12 protein-coding genes and 4 tRNA genes are annotated in these 18,309 nt (G+C 47.1%); 13 read left to right on the top strand and 3 right to left on the bottom strand.

Annotated elements, in window-relative coordinates; genetic code table 11:
• Positions 1–415 precede the first annotated feature (415 nt).
• From AK963_RS15320 to AK963_RS15300, 5 genes are all read left to right on the top strand, one after another.
• On the top strand, positions 416–1,720 hold the full coding sequence (locus tag AK963_RS15320; RefSeq protein WP_066016319.1) for a homoserine dehydrogenase: 1,305 nt from the start codon (positions 416–418) through the stop codon (positions 1,718–1,720).
• A gap of 90 nt (positions 1,721–1,810) precedes the next feature.
• Positions 1,811–3,199 (top strand): threonine synthase, encoded by a 1,389-nt coding sequence (gene thrC, locus AK963_RS15315; RefSeq protein ID WP_066016318.1) that lies wholly within the window; start codon positions 1,811–1,813, stop codon positions 3,197–3,199.
• Between the two features lie 98 nt (positions 3,200–3,297).
• Complete coding sequence (locus tag AK963_RS15310; RefSeq protein WP_066016317.1) at positions 3,298–4,533, top strand: hypothetical protein; 1,236 nt, start codon at positions 3,298–3,300, stop codon at positions 4,531–4,533.
• Between the two features lie 99 nt (positions 4,534–4,632).
• A complete protein-coding gene (gene recJ, locus AK963_RS15305) occupies positions 4,633–6,369 on the top strand; it encodes a single-stranded-DNA-specific exonuclease RecJ (RefSeq protein ID WP_066016316.1) in 1,737 nt (578 codons plus the stop codon).
• Between the two features lie 239 nt (positions 6,370–6,608).
• Positions 6,609–7,199, top strand: a complete 591-nt coding sequence (locus tag AK963_RS15300; protein WP_066016315.1) for a paraquat-inducible protein A — start codon at positions 6,609–6,611, stop codon at positions 7,197–7,199.
• Here AK963_RS15300 and dinB read toward each other — a convergent pair.
• Positions 7,183–8,310, bottom strand: a complete 1,128-nt coding sequence (gene dinB / locus AK963_RS15295; RefSeq protein WP_066016314.1) for a DNA polymerase IV — start codon at positions 8,308–8,310, stop codon at positions 7,183–7,185. The two genes, AK963_RS15300 and dinB, sit on opposite strands and share 17 nt — an antisense overlap.
• Before the next feature lie 235 nt (positions 8,311–8,545).
• On the opposite strand from dinB, the gene AK963_RS15290 reads away from it, so the two are divergent.
• The gene (locus AK963_RS15290; protein ID WP_066016313.1) at positions 8,546–9,205 is read left to right on the top strand and encodes a lysophospholipid acyltransferase family protein; all 660 of its coding nucleotides are present in this window, start codon (positions 8,546–8,548) and stop codon (positions 9,203–9,205) included.
• A 140-nt stretch (positions 9,206–9,345) separates the two neighbouring features.
• On the opposite strand, the gene AK963_RS15285 is transcribed toward AK963_RS15290, so the two are convergent.
• Complete coding sequence (locus AK963_RS15285) at positions 9,346–10,074, bottom strand: hypothetical protein (protein ID WP_066016312.1); 729 nt, start codon at positions 10,072–10,074, stop codon at positions 9,346–9,348.
• Between the two features lie 168 nt (positions 10,075–10,242).
• On the opposite strand from AK963_RS15285, the gene AK963_RS15280 reads away from it, so the two are divergent.
• Positions 10,243–10,911: a response regulator gene (locus tag AK963_RS15280; RefSeq protein WP_066016311.1), complete on the top strand. Its 669-nt coding sequence runs from the start codon at positions 10,243–10,245 to the stop codon at positions 10,909–10,911.
• Here the strand turns inward: AK963_RS15280 and AK963_RS15275 are convergent.
• Positions 10,908–14,411 carry a PAS domain-containing hybrid sensor histidine kinase/response regulator gene (locus tag AK963_RS15275; RefSeq protein WP_066016310.1) on the bottom strand — a complete coding sequence of 1,168 codons (3,504 nt, stop codon included), beginning with the start codon at positions 14,409–14,411 and terminating at the stop codon, positions 10,908–10,910. The genes AK963_RS15280 and AK963_RS15275 overlap by 4 nt on opposite strands.
• Positions 14,412–14,781: 370 nt before the next feature.
• Between AK963_RS15275 and acs the strand changes: the two genes are divergently transcribed.
• The 6 genes from acs to AK963_RS15245 all read left to right on the top strand — a co-directional run bounded on the left by acs (position 14,782) and on the right by AK963_RS15245 (position 18,239).
• Positions 14,782–16,731: an acetate--CoA ligase gene (acs, locus tag AK963_RS15270; RefSeq protein ID WP_066016309.1), complete on the top strand. Its 1,950-nt coding sequence runs from the start codon at positions 14,782–14,784 to the stop codon at positions 16,729–16,731.
• A gap of 125 nt (positions 16,732–16,856) precedes the next feature.
• A tRNA-Met gene (locus AK963_RS15265) sits at positions 16,857–16,933 on the top strand.
• 58 nt (positions 16,934–16,991) lie between these two features.
• A tRNA-Met gene (locus AK963_RS15260) sits at positions 16,992–17,068 on the top strand.
• A gap of 58 nt (positions 17,069–17,126) precedes the next feature.
• A tRNA-Met gene (locus AK963_RS15255) sits at positions 17,127–17,203 on the top strand.
• A 58-nt stretch (positions 17,204–17,261) separates the two neighbouring features.
• Positions 17,262–17,338 (top strand) — tRNA-Met (locus tag AK963_RS15250).
• A 37-nt stretch (positions 17,339–17,375) separates the two neighbouring features.
• A complete protein-coding gene (locus tag AK963_RS15245; protein ID WP_083232680.1) occupies positions 17,376–18,239 on the top strand; it encodes a patatin-like phospholipase family protein in 864 nt (287 codons plus the stop codon).
• Positions 18,240–18,309 lie beyond the last annotated feature (70 nt).

Genomic DNA, 18,309 nt, shown 5'->3' with positions numbered 1-18,309 from the left:
AATCAACATCATTAAAACCTTCGGGTAGCTGTGGTCGACGAGACATCTGTTCTAGATAATGCATGGTAATGATGCCTAAGCATAGTTGGCGGCAGCTTAAGGATTTAGAAAATGCGATTGGTATCACCTGCACATCGGGTTGATGCCGTAAAAATGACGAATATCGCATTCAGCTGCTTACCCTTGATGACATTCTGGTCATTAAAATAACCTGTCTTCCCAAACATAATCACTAACAGCTATGTCAAGCCCACTCTACAAACTCACGGCAAGTACCTCATAATTCAGCCAATAAAAGTTTTAACACTGATAATCCCTGCAGCCTTGATATCGCATCCCCCCCCTGTTTAAGGCTATAATCCATTCCCATCGGTAATACCGGGAATGATCATAACAATGAATGTGGGGTAACAGTTTGAAACCGGTCAAAGTAGGTATCTGTGGACTTGGCACTGTCGGTGGTGGCACTTTCAATGTCCTTCAACGTAACGCCAGCAGCATTGCTGCCCGGACCGGTCGTCCTGTGATTATTGAGCAGGTTGGCGCCCGCCGGGATAATCCTGACTGCGACACCGGGAACACCAGCGTTACCCGGGATATTTTTGAGGTCGCTCACAACCCTGACATTGATATTCTTGTAGAAACCATTGGTGGCTACGATGTGGCCAAAGAATTGATTCTGACGGCAATCGAGCAGGGGAAGCATGTTGTCACCGCCAATAAGGCCCTGATTGCCGAGCATGGAAATGAAATTTTCGAGGCTGCCCGTGAGAAAAACGTCATTGTCGCCTACGAGGCGGCAGTAGCTGGCGGTATTCCTATCATCAAATGCCTGAGGGAAGGCTTATCTGCGAACAGCATCAGCTGGCTGGCAGGTATTATTAATGGTACCGGTAACTACATCCTGACTGAAATGGGAGACCACAATCGTCCTTTTGAAGATGTTCTGAAAGAAGCACAGGCATTAGGTTACGCAGAAGCAGACCCAACATTTGATGTAGAAGGTATTGATGCCTGCCATAAACTGACCATCATGGCTTCTATCGCCTTTGGTATTCCTCTGCAGTTCAACAAAGCCTATACCGAAGGAATCAGCAAGATTACCCCAAGCGACATCCAGTATGCCGCGTCTCTTGGCTTTAGAATCAAACACCTGGGGGTTGCCCGCAAGACAACCAATGGCATTGAACTGCGAGTACACCCGACACTGATTCCTTCCGACCGCCCACTGGCCAACATTAATGGCGTTATGAACTCTGTTGTGGTTCAAGGTGATGCTGTAGGTCAGACTATGTACAGCGGACCTGGGGCTGGCGCTGAACCCACGGCATCGTCTGTCATTGCCGATATCATCGATATTACCAGAACAATAGATACACCAAGTGCTGCCGTTAATGCGCTGGGTTTCTCAGCGGAAAGTCTAAGCGACACCCTGTCAGTATTACCAATTACTGAGACTGAATGCAGTGTCTATCTTCGTATACATGCCGACGATCACCCGGGTGTCATGAATGCCGTCACTCAGGTATTGAGCAGCCACGGCATTAATATCGATGCCATTACCCAGAAAGTGACTCGCGAAGATGATGGTTGTGCGGATATTGTTATCCTCACACACCGTATTCTCGAAGGCACCATGGACAAGGCCATCTCTGAGCTCGAAGCGCTGGAGGATATTAAATCCCCCATTACCCGTATTCGGGTTGAAACCATGGCCTGAAGCTATTCGCTAGCCCGCTTACCCTATTGCCGGTAAGCGGTGAAGCCAGAGCAATCTGGCAAAGTAATAAACAGATATACGGAATTCCCAGTGAAATACATCAGTACCCGAGGACAGGGACACACCAAAGATTTTCAGGATGTTCTGCTGGCTGGACTGGCGGATGACGGTGGTCTTTACGTACCAGAAACCCTGCCACAGTTCAGCACTGAGAAAATTCGCTCCCTTAAGGGACTCCCATACAATCAACTGGCCTTTGAAATCATTCAACCTTTTGTCGGCGGTACCATTGAAGACAACAAACTCAGGCAGATGATTGATGACAGTTATACTGAGTTCAGCCATCAGGCTGTTGCACCTCTGCAACAACTCGGTGCCAATCAGTGGGTCATGGAGCTTTTCCATGGCCCAACACTGGCCTTCAAGGACTTTGCACTGCAGCTTCTCGGTCGCCTTCTGGATCACACCCTGACTGAGCGCAATGAAAAAGCGATTGTACTGGGTGCAACTTCTGGCGATACAGGTTCAGCAGCCATAGAAGGCTGTCGTCATAGCGAACACCTGGAAATATTCATTCTTCACCCCTATCAACGGGTATCAGAAGTTCAGCGTCGTCAGATGACGACTATTCTGGACAACAATGTTCACAATATTGCCATCCAGGGCAACTTTGATGACTGTCAGGATATGGTGAAAAGGTGTTTCGCCGACCAGTCGTTCCTGCCAGAAAACACCCGTCTTGTTGCCGTTAACTCCATTAACTGGGCCAGAATCATGGCTCAGATTGTCTACTACTTCCATGCAGCTCTTGCTCTTGGTGCTCCCGATCAACCTGTCAGTTTTTCAGTACCAACTGGGAATTTTGGTGATATCTTCGCAGGCTACATCGCCCGTGGCATGGGACTACCGGTAGAAAAGCTCATTGTTGCCACCAACAACAATGACATTCTCCACCGCTTCTTCCAGAACAATGACTACCGTAAGGAAGAACTGCACCAGACACTGTCGCCCAGTATGGACATCATGGTTTCCAGTAACTTTGAGCGCTTGCTCTTTGATATGCATGACCGTAATGGCAATGCCATGGCAGAGTTAATGTCCGTTTTCCAGGAAACAGGAAATATCCGCGTTGATGATCGGGCATGGCAGGCCATCAAGGAACTGTTTGATAGCAGTCGATCCGATGACCAGCAGGTCTGCGACACCATCAGTACTCTGTATGATAAAACCGGTTATCTGGCAGATCCCCATACAGCAACCGGTATCCGGGCAACTGAAGAAATCGATCTGGCCAGAGAAACGCCTGTGGTGACACTGGCCACAGCCCACCCAGTCAAGTTCCCTGATGCGGTGATCAAAGCAGGCCTGGATGCCCCGGATCTGCCAGCCCATATGTCAGATCTGCTTGATCGGGAAGAGCGTTATCAAATCCTTGAAAACAAGCTCTCATCTCTCAAGTCTTTTATTCAAGATACCTGAAAAATAAAACCATCATATCAGCCACTGAATGATGTTTTTTCCTTTAATCAAGTGTGATCTGGCCGATCCAGAACAGGGAGTGTTCTGGAGGCTGGCAGATGAAACCCAATAAAACAGATCCCCCCGCAAACCCACAGCCTTCACCAGATACTTCAACGCAAGCCCCCGAGGGGCACCACAAAGGGCGAGATGTAAAACTATCGCTTGGCCAGAAGTTTATTAATTGGATCTCATCCGTGAAGAGGAGTTTTTTCGCAGGAATAGCAATAATTCAGCGATCAATAAGGCTTATTCAACCATCCCTTACCTTCATAAAGGGCAGGTATTGGGAGCAAGTTTCCCTGCCCAATAATCCAGAGCAACTCAGGGAACTGGCTATCGACTCAGCCATTGCCCAAATACCCTACAAGCTCAACCACAACCCGATCCGTTGTTGGGAGATAGTCAGGGAAGCTGAAAATATTCTGACCGATAACACTGCTGCCAATAGCCCAGAAGCATTACTCCACAGGGTGCAACCTCGGTTTTTCGAAGAAATTCTGAGTTGTACAAGAGAAGACGTCTGTCTAGAGCAAAAAAAAACTGCTCTTACCCCTGAGCAGCAGGATATGGCAGACAGTGAATTATTTAAGACGATAACCCTGCTACCATCTGGCATGATCATAGATCATACGACAGGTTTGACTGCGGTAATGGTGATGAATCAAGCCACGCACAAAATAACACTGGTTTTTGGTGGTACGAATTCAGCAAATGGAGCAAGTAAGCTCCTTCAGGACCATGGTCTGGAAATAGGAAAAATGCCAGGCCGGCTTCGAGCCCAGTTAAAAGCTGACTGGCAGAACCTAGCGGGACGCAAGATCCCGGACTGCTACCTCCAAGCATCTAAACTGGTCGAGTTAATCAAAAGCATGACCAATTCCAAAACAACGCTGAAGGCCATGGGGCTTGATGACTCGCTAGGCATGCTCCATTTAGTCGGGCACTCCCTGGGTGGAGGTCTTGTTCAATACAGCGCTGCAAAAAATAAGGTCCTGGGTCGAACATTCAACCCGGTAGCGCTAGGTCGTCGAGCAATGAAGGACCTGACAATAGACGAAAAGGAACTGGCCAGAACCGGACTGATTGACAACTACCTGGTTAACTATGACCCTGTGAACACCCCCCTTGGGTATCAGCTGTGGCATAAACGCCTGGCACCAACCATCATTGGTCGACGCACAATAATTCAGGCTGATAAAGCTACGGGAAAAAAGACGCTATACGGGCGTCACAGCTGGTCGCATTTGCATTATATGGCTGAACTTAAACGAAAAATAAATCAGGCAAAGTAATCACCCCAGAACTTTAAATACCTTCCATTACCACCCCCGCTAACCGGAAACTGTGTTACTCTGACTATTTTCCGGCTCTTATCACCTCTTAATCCATTTATGCCCGTGAATATAATCCGCCGTACATACGACCTTTCCACCTGCTGCTTCACTCCAGAGATGGATCCTCTGCTTGCAAGAATATACAGTGCCCGGGGCATTAGAACTCAGGATGAACTTCCACGTCAGCTTCAACAGTTAAGCGACTACCAGCAACTCAAGGATATCGATAGAGCCGCTGACATTCTGGCAGACGCCATTATCAACCAGCAACGCATGCTAATTGTCGGAGATTTTGATTGTGATGGCGCGACGAGCAGTGCTCTGGGTGTTCTGGCTCTGAGAAGCATGGGAGGCCATGCTGACTTTCTGGTACCTAACCGTTTTGAATATGGCTACGGCCTGACCCCTGAAATTGTTGAAGCAGCCCTGCCATTTCAACCAGATGTATTAATTACCGTTGATAATGGCATTTCCAGTATCACAGGGGTTCAGGCGGCAAAGAGCAAAGGTATGAAAGTTGTTGTTACCGATCATCACCTGGCTGGCCGGGAATTACCAGAAGCCGATGCGATTGTTAACCCTAATCAGCCAGATTGTAATTACCCCGGTAAAAATACCGCTGGGGTAGGCGTTATTTTTTACCTGATGTGTGCCTTGAGAACCCTGTTGCGGTCGCGGGGTTATTTCCAAGATAAAACAGAGCCCAACCTGGCCGAACTTCTTGATCTGGTTGCACTAGGCACCGTGGCTGATGTGGTTAAGCTGGACAGCAATAACCGCATACTGGTATTTCAGGGCCTTGCCCGTATCCGCTCTGGCCGTTGCCGACCGGGCATTACAGCACTGATTGATGTATCCGGTAGAAATGCTGAAAAGCTTGTTGCATCCGACCTCGGCTTTGCCCTGGGCCCCAGACTCAATGCAGCAGGACGCCTGGATGATATGTCTATTGGCATCGAGCTGCTCCTTTGTGAAGACATGAACCGGGCAAGGGAGTTAGCCTTTGAGTTGGACGGACTTAACCGCGACCGAAAAGCCATTGAGGGCAGTATGCAGAGCCAGGCCATGGCAGAACTGGAAAAAATCCAGTTTGATCAGCAAGCAGACCTTCCATGGGGCGTCAGTCTATTTCAGGAAAGCTGGCACCAGGGCGTGGTTGGAATTCTGGCCTCACGGGTAAAAGAGAAACTTAACCGCCCGGTTATTGCTTTCGCTGAAGCCGATAACATTGAAGGCGAGCCTGAGCTGAAAGGCTCTGCCAGGTCGATTCAGGGACTACATATGCGTGATGCACTGGACAGCATTGCCAGAAATAACCCTGGGCTTATTATTAAATTTGGTGGTCATGCCATGGCAGCCGGACTATCGATACAAAAATCAAAATTCAGTGCATTTAAAGAGGCTTTTGACCATGAAGTCAGAAAACTATTGACCGCTGATGACCTTCAGGCAGAAATGCATACTGATGGAGAACTAATGCCTGGCCAGGTAACCATGGCAACCGCCTATACCCTTCGTGAGGGAGGACCATGGGGGCAAAGTTTTCCTGAGCCCTGCTTCGATGGCCAGTTTCAACTTATTCAGCAGAAACTGGTCGGAGAAAAGCACCTTAAGATGGTACTCAGAATACCCGGCAGCGAGCTCTGGCTCGATGCTATTGCCTTTAATATTGACAACCGGGAGTGGCCTAATCCCAATATTCGTCAGATCAAGGCTGTATATAAACTCGATATCAATGAATTCCGTGGTCAGCACAATCTACAGCTGATGGTTGAGCATTTTGAACCAGTATGAATTAAACCAATCTCGATTCATAAGCTGACAAACGCCTGTCCTTAGACCAAACTGAGCTATCAGAGTCTATTCCTTATTAAGGAGAATACAGTTAACCGTGGGATTCGAGATCCGTCCAGGATTTTTGTTGTTGGACAGCCGGCTCCATAAGCTGCTTGCCCCCCAACCTATAGCAGAGAAGGTTCGTTAAAATAACAATGAGGTCACTAATGACAGTTTCCAGATGGATACTCGCGCTTATGATAATCACCTCCCTTTGCCTGCTGATTCCGGGGGTGACTCAGCCAATGATTACCATGAAGGCAGATCTTGATCGTCAGGCAATGCTGAATGAGGGAAAACAGATCATTCAGCAGCAGAACCTCCATCCTGCCATGGCTGGCCTGGCCACCCAGTTCCTCGACAGCCTGGAGGTTAAGGGAACATCCACTGTTTATGAAAAAAAGCGTTCCATTCTTGGTACTGCTGAAGACCTCTGGAAAAGCGGCTATCATTTTGTGGCATTACTGATTGTCACCTTCAGTCTGGTTATACCTGTCACAAAACTGGGGTGCCTGTTGCTGGCCAGCGCTGTGAAGAAAAACCATATTCTGCTTAGACTGAACAGTTTATTAAGCAAATGGTCCATGGCTGATGTTTTTGCCATTGGTGTGTTCATAGCCTTTTTGGCGGCAAATGCCACTGCTTCAGAAAATACAGGATCTTCACAAATTGTACAGTTTGATGCAGCGCTTCACTCTGGTTTCTATTGGTTCGTAGCGTATTGTCTTGTCAGTAATTTGGTTGGACAACTGGCAGAAAAAAAACTGGATTCTACACCAACCCCATAATTTTCTTTTCAAAAAGCTCAAGCTGTTCCAGAGCTCTCTCTTCACGGAGGTCAAGAAGCCTGACCCCTAACCCAAGAAGCCTGACCGGACGACCTCCCCGTTCCCAGGCTCTTATCAGCAGCTGAGTAAAATGTTCCTTAACATTTTCACCGGTTGCCGGCAGGCTTTCCTCAAGCGTGGTCTGGGTAAAGTCCGCAAACTTCACCTTAACAAAGTGCTTATGCACTTCATATTCCTTTTCAATCCGTTGGTAACGCTCCTGAAGCTCTTCAAGCAAAGGGATAACCTGTGCTCTAATATCTTCGAGCCCAGCTAAATCTTTATCATAAGTATGTTCAACAGAGAGTGATTTCCTGCGGCGACTCGTCTGTACCTCACGATCATCCTGACCTCGGGACAGCTCCCACAGCCGTTCACCAAAACTCCCAAACCAGCGACTCAACTCAAGAATGGAGTACTGCCGTAATTGCCCACAGGTTTTAATACCTTTTTTGTGCAGTTTCTCAGATGTCACCCGCCCTACCCCATGAATTTTTTTCACGGGCAAATCGAAAATAAAATCATCCACCTGTTCTGGAGTGATCACAAAAAGGCCATTGGGTTTATTCCAGTCACTGGCGATCTTGGCCAGAAACTTATTAGTAGCAACGCCCGCGGATACAGTGACATTTAATTTTTGAAAAATTTTCTGCCGGATTTCCTCGGCAATCAAGGTGGCACTACCTCGACAAAGGTGAGTTCCGGTGACATCCAGGTAAGCCTCATCCAGAGACAAAGGTTCAATTAAATCAGTATATTGCTGAAAAACAGCATGCGCTTCAGAAGAAGCTTCACGATAAACAGAAAAGCGGGGAGGAATGATCTTCAGCTCTGGGCAGAGCCTCATAGCATGCGCTGAAGACATGGCTGAGTGTACTCCAAATCGACGTGCCTCATAATTACAGGTGGCAATTACCCCCCTGCGATCAGAAGCCCCCCCAACAGCAACAGCCTTCCCTGACAACCTCGGATTATCACGTATTTCAATACTGGCAAAGAAGGCGTCAAAATCGATATGTATGATTTTTCTCTGAATCACCTTTTGCTGAAGGCTGGCATTACTGTCCATCATGTTCCAATTAGCTCCGGGATAAACACTGTATATACATACAGAATGATTTTGGCAAGCACTTCCTTGCCTGTTAATCAGTCTCCAGACGACTATCTTTTGCAGCACACAAAGATCCTTTTGGATCAGGCTGCATAGATCAATTTTCTGTTGTGAAGCTGTGCTCAAAGCGATCGCTCCTTCGATAGCTTTCAACACCGCTTCCTGTAAACCGGGATAGCAAGGCACCCACTGCACCATGCAAATCACAATTTTCAATACGCCCTTTGTCAGTCAGACTCTTTCACTATTAGCAAAACTGTTTCTCAAAGTTATGGGGTGGAGGATTCAGGGTAAAGCCCCGCGCCTGGCCAGGTATGTTCTTGTTGGTGCTCCCCATACCAGTAATTGGGACTTTGTTTATGGTATGGCGATTGGCCTTGCGACCGGTGTAAAGTGTTATTGGGTTGGCAAACACACCTTGTTCTGGGGGCCATTCAATTGGGTTATGCGCTGGATGGGGGGAATTCCACTGGATCGAAATGGCAGATGCAGAAGAGGAAGCCTGGTGGAACAGGCGGTTTGCACCTTCAAGCAACACAAAAAGCTGGGCCTGGTCATTTGCCCTGAAGGCACTCGAGCTCGTGGAGAGCGTTGGCACACAGGCTTCTACCATATGGCAAAGAATGCCGGCATTCCCATTGTACTGGCCTTTCTGGATTTCAAAGGGAGAACTGGAGGGTTTGGCCCTGTTATCGAGCCTGGGGAAGACATCGAAAAAGACCTTTCAGAAATACAGGCATTTTACTCAGGTATTTATGGTAGGCATCCGGAATGTTTCAGCCCAGTATCACCAAAGTGCATGAAACGAAAATTTCAGAACCACCGCAGACACCGACTTCATAATATCTGTGATTGAAATTACTCAATTGAAGAAAAAAAGACCCTGGCCTGAAAATATTTCTAAACCAAAGCTGGAAGTGAATGGTGCTTAATAACAAGATGTTATCAGGCACCTATAAATAGAAACATAACCCCTAAATAGTACAATAATGAGATTCAGGCCGCTGCTGCAGCTGAATCCTTGACAGAAATCTTGCTGGCATCTATGTGAGCGGCAATTCGATCGTGAAGAGATAAAGGAGGCCTTTTTATACCCGCAGCCAAATCATCAAATCGTTGCCAGAGGTTGTGTTGTAGCCAATGCTTGATTGAAAAATTGCAAGGACCATCAATGAAATACTCAACATTTTCAGAGCGATTATTTTTCATATCATTATACATAGGTAGTGATAATAAGCCCCCGACAGCGAGCCCTCCAATAATGATATACAGAGGTTCTACAACCGCAACCATGACCCCAAAGCCAACGACATATCGACACACAATGTCAGTAACTCGGTTATAAATAAAATTACTCAGTTTGTTTGCTGGAGTAATAGTATATTCAAAGAATGACTTGGTATTTTCTCTTCCAGACAAATAGTCAACAGCCTTCATAAAGGGCGCATAGATACAGAAGCCAAAACCCCCCCCCACCAAAGCGGATGGAAGCGCAAAAACAACATGCCCAAAGAAGCTACCGATGAGTTGTGCAATCTGTGAAACCACTACAAGAGAAGAGACAGCAACTGTCTTTAGGGTATTCCATCCCGGGCTCTGTTCTCGGCTTTCTCTCATTTTCTCCAGTGTATTAGCCTTTGACTCTTTATCATCAAGATATGCCTTGGTGTATTTACCCTGATCATCAACAACTGGAAGTGAAGAAGAACTGACTGCAGCAGTCATTTAGAACCCTTATTTCAGTGAATAACTACCGTGTATGACCGCCCCACCAGAGAATAGTTCCATTCTGTAAAACCCATTTACTTATACTTAAATAAGTACCTGACCCTTTGACAGGTTCACAGGGTTTATTTAATTGACCGATCAAACAGATAATGGCAAGCTCAGAAAATGGACTACACAATAATAATTGCCGATGACCATCCCTTATTCAGGACTGCTTTAAAGTCCTCAGTTGGTCATGCACTTCAGGAACCCACGATCTGCGAAGCTGGCTCAATCGCGGAGCTTCAATTACTTCTTGAAAATAATTCATCCCCGGATTTGATATTGCTGGATCTGCATATGCCCGGAGCACACGGACTGTCTGGGCTAATATTTCTCAGGGGGCAGTACCCGGATGTTCCTGTTGTCGTGGTTTCAGCTTCTGATGACCAGCAGATCATACAGAAAACAAAGAACCATGGTGCTAATGGCTTTATTCCAAAGTCCACACCGCTGGATGACCTCAAAAGTGCCATTTTGAAAGTTCTGGAGGGTGAAAACTGGTGGCCTGTTAACTTCCAGCCTGCCGAATCTCAGGAAACCAGCGATATGGAAGCCCGACTGGCGAGCCTGACACCTCAGCAATTCAGGGTTCTGGGAATGATCAGTGAAGGCATGTTAAATAAACAGATTGCTTATGACCTGAATGTATCAGAAGCTACGATTAAGGCTCATGTGACAGCCATTTTCAAAAAGCTGGGCGTTAGAAGCAGGACACAGGCAGTAATCGCCATTAAAGAGCTGGAAATTGAGATGCCTGGCCAAGACACACAGGACCAGGATAGTCCAGACTAAACAGTCTCTGCCCTGTGGACTTCGGCTTCATAACGATTCAGGATTGCCCTCATCGCAGCGGGCTTCACGGGCTTTCTCAAATAGCTGATATTCAGCTCACGGCATTGTTGTCGTAAGTCATCCTGTTGATTAGCTGTGACCAGAACAGCACCGGCTTGATAACCTAACCTCTCACGAATACGTTTAATCAAGTCAATGCCGTTGACTTGATCACCCATCTGGTAATCAACCATTAATAAATCCGGTATCATGGCCTTAATCGACAGGATTGCTTCCTGATTATTTTGAGCAGTCTCCACCCTGCAACCCCAACGAGTTAACAGACTGGTCATACCTTTGATAATGTCCGGCTCATCATCAACACACAGAACCTTTAATCCCATATCACCGGTATCCGGATTATGAAAAACCACTTTATTACCCAAAACATTTCGAGTTACCAAAGGTACTACTACGGAAAAAATAGCTCCTTCTCCGGGCGATGATGATAAGGAAATTTTTGCGCCAAGGATCTGGGCAATTCCTTTTGCAATAGAGAGCCCAAGACCAAGCCCATTAACCGCCGTTGATAAGCGTTCAAATTCTGCAAAAATAATCGCCTGTTTGTTGTGTGGTATGCCCTGCCCGTTGTCCCTTACCTCAATCTTCAGCTGTTGATTTTTCATATAACGACAACACAACATTACTTTCCCTGGTCTATTGGTGTTTTCAACATAACGAAACGCATTAGTAAGAAAATTTTGTAAGATTCTTCTAAGCAGAACCGGATCGGTTTTTATCCATGCGTCTGATTTCACCACCCTGAATATCAGGTCATCTTCCCTCGATAAAAGGGAAAACTCAGACTTCAAGGGTTCCAGAACATCCATTACAGGCAAATTCCGAAAGTTTACTGCCATCTTTCCAGCTTCAATTCGTGACATGTCCAGCAAATCGGTCAATAAATGCTCGGCAGACCTTAATGAGTTGCTGATATTCTGTGCCAACTCTTCATGGACGGTTCCCCTCGCCTCCAGTTCCATGGAGGCAGTAAACAGCCGCGCCGCATTCATTGGTTGCATAAGGTCATGACTGATCGCGGCAAAAAAACGTGAGCGCAGATGATTCGCTTTCTCTGCCTGAGATTTTGCTCCCAATAGTTGCACATTTAACAAAGAAAGCTCTTTTGTCCGCTCCTGTACCCGGTGTTCCAGACTTTCATTCACTTCCTTCAATGCATTTTCAACCTGACGGAACCCGGTAATATCCGTGAAGGTCATGACAAAGCCGCCACCAGGCATCGGATTTCCCTGAATCTGGATCACCCTGCCATCCTGTCGTCGCCTTTCTGAACGATGAGCCGTCCCATTCCTCATATAGGACAGTCGTTTATTGACGTGATGATCGACTTCCCCTGCCCCACAGAGCCCAGTTAAAGCATTATGCCGAATCATATCAGCGATGGGGCGACCTACCTTAATCAAGCCATGTGGGTAATCAAACAACTCCAGGTACTGCTGATTCCAGGCAACTAACTCCAGGTTACGATCAACAACACTGACCCCCATACTGATATGCTCAATTGCACCCTGGAGCAGTTCCCGGTTGAACTGAAACACTTCAGAGGCCTCATCCACCATGGCCTGAACCTCTTCAAGCCCGACATTCCCGTGGACAAGCGACTTCATGACTATACGGGCAGATGATGCACCCAGTGTTCCTGCCAGCAACCGCTCAATCGCTGCCACCAGCTCTGGCTCTGCCTGCTGATTACTCTCCAGTGCTCCAAATAGAAGGCCTCTATCCCTCGATTCAAAGCTCTGAATAACACCATGCACCCGATTTTTACTGACAAACCGGCTGGCCAGCTGCTCAAGCTCTCCCACCTTAATAGCAGCGTCCAGAAAAACACCATCTTCAGAAAGGACCGCATCAACAAACTTCCGGGACTGTCTTCTCTCCTCAATACCAGGCCTAAGATAGAGACACCCGCATAGATAAATAAACGTATTAAGGGATAACGCGACCAGAGTCGCTCCTGTGACTGTGCCAGTCACATTAAGGCCAAAAAGACTCCCCGGCTTAAGCCAGTCATAACCAAAAATCCCGTACTGAACAACACCGGAGTCCAGCCATGAGACATCAACCAATACTGGAACCACCAGACAAAATAGCCAGACCGTGAAACCCACAAGCAACCCACCGGCGGCCGCTTTAGAATTGCTTTCTCTGATGTAAAGGCTGCCGAGCAACACCGGTGCAAGTTGAGCAACGGCTGAAAATGACATCTGACCAATAGCAGCCAGAGATCCCGAGCCTTCAAGTAACCGATATACAACCCATGACATCATTAATAAAATGACAATCGTCGTACGCCTTACCGTCAGAAGAAGCCCACTGAACCGGTAAAAGTCATTACTGTCCCTGTAGCTGTGATTATTTCTGCGCAGCAGTAGTGGCATTAAAATTTCATTGGATACCATGGTTGTCAAAGCAAGTGTTGCAACAATCACCATGCTGATGGCAGCAGACACGCCCCCCAGAAAAGCCAGCACAGCCATTGGCAAGCTCCCCATTAGCTTTGGCAGTTCAATCAAATAGGCATCACCGGGTACATCACTGCCCAATAGTTGATTGCCGACCAGCGCCAATGGAACCACAAACAGAGCCAGCAATAACAAATAGGCAGGAAAAAGCCATCGAGCTTTATAGAAATCATCAATGCTGCTGTTTTCGACGACTGTGACATGAAACTGTCGGGGTAGACACAATACGGCTGTCATGGCCATTACTGTAGGCATAAAGATATTATCAAACCAGCTGACATCTGTATTCTCCCCACTCTGCTGAATGATCGCATCAAGATGAATATGATCCAGGGCAGCCCACGTAACCCAGCCTCCAACCAATAGAAATACAGAGAGTTTGACCAGAGACTCAAAGGCAATTGCCGCCATAATGCCATTCTGATGCTCGGTAGCATCCAGCTTTCGGGTACCAAACATAATGACAAACACGGTCAGGGTTAAGGTAATGGCTAATGCCAGATCTTCGCGGGACCAGCGCCCTGGCCCAAGGCTGTCATCCGTTAGCTGAGCAAAGCCCATCACAATGGCTTTTAGTTGCAGTGCAATATAGGGGAGCACACCAATGACCAGAATGAGGGTGACCAGAATCGCCATAAAGTGGGAACGACCGTGACGGGAAGCGATAAAGTCGGCAATAGAAGTAATATTCTCCTGCTTACTGACAGTAATCAGCTTAACCAGGAGTTTCCAGAAAAGAACAAAAACCAGGATGGGGCCAAGGTAGATTGGAATGAATGACCATAGGTTTTCACTGGCCTGCCCCACGGCCCCGAAAAAAGTCCAGGAAGTGCAGTAGACTGCCAGAGAAAGACTGTAAATCAACGGTTGCCAACGCTTCCTGAAAGTAGCCCCGTGATAATCACCAAACCAGGCGGCAACAAACAGACAGGCAACGTACACCGTTGCAATGAGGGCCAGTATCCATCCAGACATAGCTATTATTCTTATGAGTCATATTTCAGCAGCCAAAGCAGAGTTTTCTGTGGCTTGTTTCAGCGAAATATACACCTGAACCAATGGTATGTCGCCCCTGATTGCACATTAGTCAGGAGGCTGATACTACCGATAATACTCGAAATAATGATATGGTTATTTTTTAGACCCTCACCAAATCGGATACATTTCTGATACAGGTTAAGACCAAAGTCTAATACCAGAAATCCCTATAAATCCTAAACTGAGAACACTTTAATAAATGCGTCCATAGTCGTTTTCTGAGTAACTGCTCAATCTGAACACTATAAAAAGAACCGCCCTGAGTCATTTTGAACTAAATAACAATAACAAAACTAAGGGAAGTGATATGTCTGACACCTCCGTTTATCCAGTAAAGTCCGCTGCTCTTGAAAACACACTGGTTAACAACGACCAGTACCTGGAAATGTATCAGCAATCCATCATCAACCCTGAAGGCTTCTGGCGCGAACACGGCCAGCGTATCGACTGGTTCCAGCCTTTCTCCAAAGTGCGAAAAGTCTCTTTTGACGACCACTTCGTCAGTATCAACTGGTTTTATGATGGTACCACCAATGCTTCCCATAATTGCCTTGACCGACATCTGGAAGAGAGAGGTGACCAGCTCGCCATTATCTGGGAGCCGGATGATGAAGGTGAAGCAAGAAAGGTGACCTACCGGGAACTGCACGAGCTTGTCTGCCGTTTTGCCAATGCATTAAAGAGCCAGGGGGTCCGCAAAGGTGATGTTGTCGCGATCTATATGCCAATGGTCATTGAAGCCACGGTTGCCATGCTGGCCTGCAGTCGTATAGGAGCAATTCACTCCGTGGTGTTTGGTGGATTCTCACCGGAAGCACTGGCAGGAAGAATCATTGACTCCAAAGCAAAGATTGTTGTTACAGCAGATGAAGGTGTTCGAGGTGGGCGTACTGTGCCTCTGAAAAACAACGTCGATGAAGCACTGACACACCCCGACACACACACCATTGAGAAAGTCATTGTACTCAAGCACACAGGCGCTGATATTGCCTGGCATCGTCACCGTGATGTCTGGTGGCAGGAGTTAACGGCACTTACTTCACCACACTGCGAAGCCAGGGAGATGAATGCCGAGGACCCACTCTTTATCCTCTACACTTCAGGCTCTACCGGGAAGCCAAAAGGCGTCATGCATTCCACAGGGGGATACCTGGTATACGCATCCATGACCCATCAATATGTATTTGACTATAAACCCGGCGAAGTATTCTGGTGTAATGCTGACGTTGGCTGGATTACCGGACATTCATACGTTACCTATGGCCCTTTATTAAATGGCGCAACAATTGTGATACATGAAGGGTTACCCAATTATCCGGAAACCAATCGCCTCAGCAAAATTATCGATAAACACGGTGTGAATATTCTGTACATCGCACCAACGGCAATCCGTGCATTAATGGCAGAGGGTGATGCCGCAGTTAAGGATACTCATCGCAATTCGCTGAGACTGTTGGGCTCTGTAGGGGAACCTATTAACCCCGAAGCCTGGAACTGGTACTACTCAACGATTGGTGAAGAGCGTTGCCCTATCGTCGACACCTGGTGGCAGACCGAAACCGGTGCTGCAATGCTGACTCCACTTCCAGGAGCCACAGATCTTAAGCCAGGTTCAGCAACACGGCCATTCTTTGGTGTACAGCCAGCCCTGGTGGATAACATGGGTCGCCTTATCCATGGTTCCGGAGAAGGCAACCTCGTCATCCTGGATAGCTGGCCCGGACAAGCCAGAACCGTCTATGGAGATCACGAACGTTTTGTACAAACCTACTTCTCATCTTTTAAAGGCATGTATACAACAGGTGACGGAGCTCGAAGGGATGATGATGGCTACTACTGGATCACCGGTCGTGTGGATGACGTCATCAATGTTTCAGGCCACCGTATGGGCACGGCAGAAATAGAATCAGCAATGGTAGCTCATCAGCAGGTAGCCGAAGCCGCAGTTGTTGGTTTCCCACACGACATCAAGGGTCAGGGTATCTATGTTTATGTCACACTCAATAGTGGGATAGACACCAGTGAAGACTTGAAAAAGAACCTGAAGGACTGGGTACGAAAAGAAATAGGGCCTATTGCTACCCCCGATATAATTCAGTGGGCCCCGGGACTGCCCAAAACCCGGTCAGGAAAAATCATGAGGCGAATTCTTCGTAAAATAGCCGCCGATGAATACGAAAACCTAGGAGACACTTCAACTCTGGCGGACCCTGAAGTAGTGAATCAATTGATCGCTAATAAAGCAGTAGCCAGCTAGTAACAGTCAATTGTCGTGCGGTATTCCTTCTATAGCCAATACCGCACTTACTTTTACTCTCCCCTGTCACAGCAGGTAATCCTTGACATTATAACCAGCGTCCCTATAATTCGCCTCTCTTTCGACGCGGGATGGAGCAGCCTGGTAGCTCGTCGGGCTCATAACCCGAAGGTCGTCGGTTCGAATCCGGCTCCCGCAACCACTTTTAAAGCAGTTGATGTTCCCTTCTTTTTTTCAAGGGATCAGCTGAACAGTTTTGTCGCGGGATGGAGCAGTCTGGTAGCTCGTCGGGCTCATAACCCGAAGGTCGTTGGTTCGAATCCGGCTCCCGCAACCACTTTTAAAGCAGTTGATGTTCCCTTCTTTTTTTCAAGGGATCAGCTGAACAGTTTTGTCGCGGGATGGAGCAGTCTGGTAGCTCGTCGGGCTCATAACCCGAAGGTCGTTGGTTCGAATCCGGCTCCCGCAACCACTTTTAAAGCAGTTGATGTTCCCTTCTTTTTTTCAAGGGATCAGCTGAACAGTTTTGTCGCGGGATGGAGCAGTCTGGTAGCTCGTCGGGCTCATAACCCGAAGGTCGTTGGTTCGAATCCGGCTCCCGCAACCATCTTATCTAAATATTCAAAACCTCATAAATACCCACCATGCAACACGATGTCCCTTCTTCATCATTTAAAAGAGCGCTTGTTGTTGAAGGTGGTGGTATGCGTGGAATCTTCACCGCTGGTATTCTGGACGCTTTTCTTGATAAAAGAGTCAGAGCTTTCGATGGGTACTATGGCGTATCTTCTGGCGCCCTGAACCTCAGTTCATTTATTGCGGGCCAACGTGGGCGTAATCTGGATATCTATACCAACCTATGCCTTGACTCAGAGTTTATCAGTATTCTGCGTCATATCAGAGGCGGAAACCTGTTTGATCTTGACTGGTTTTTCCAAAAACTTTCACAGCAAAACACTTTAAACTTTGCCCGATTCAGAAAAAGACTTAACACTCAACGCTTTACCGTTGTCAGCACATGCATTGATACTGGAAAACCTGTTTATCACAGCATAGATAGCAACACTCCAAATGAGGTTATCAACGACACACTGAAAGCAAGCAGTGCCTTACCCATGATTTATCGGAAGCCAGTATTGGTTAACAACCATGCCTTGACCGATGGCAGCTTATCGGACCCCTTGCCAATACAAAAAGCTATTGATGACGGTCATACTCAGATCGTTGTACTTAGAACCAGACAAGCAAACTTTCGTAAACGATCTACGACCGGATCAAGGGTTTATGCTTGGCAGAATCGTCAAATGCCAGCAGTATCAATGCTAATAAAAGATCAGAATACTATTTACAATCAGGCGGCAGACTTTGCTGAGTCCATTTCAGAAAGCACCAGCGTACAACTCATCCATGTCTCTCCACTGAAGCCACTAAATACCTCCAGAGGAACAAGGTGTCATCACCGGCGTAAAAAGTCCTCAAAACACCAGTCCAAAATGACCTGTCGTTAAGTATAGCTTTTTGGGGTGGTCTGCAAGTCTGATAGTTCCAGAAAGTTAAATATTTTACTAAGCTGACTCT

The sequence above is a fragment of the Endozoicomonas atrinae genome (genome assembly GCF_001647025.1).
In the GTDB taxonomy this organism is placed as follows: domain Bacteria; phylum Pseudomonadota; class Gammaproteobacteria; order Pseudomonadales; family Endozoicomonadaceae; genus Endozoicomonas; species Endozoicomonas atrinae.
This window is presented reverse-complemented; position numbering and strand designations above follow the sequence as displayed.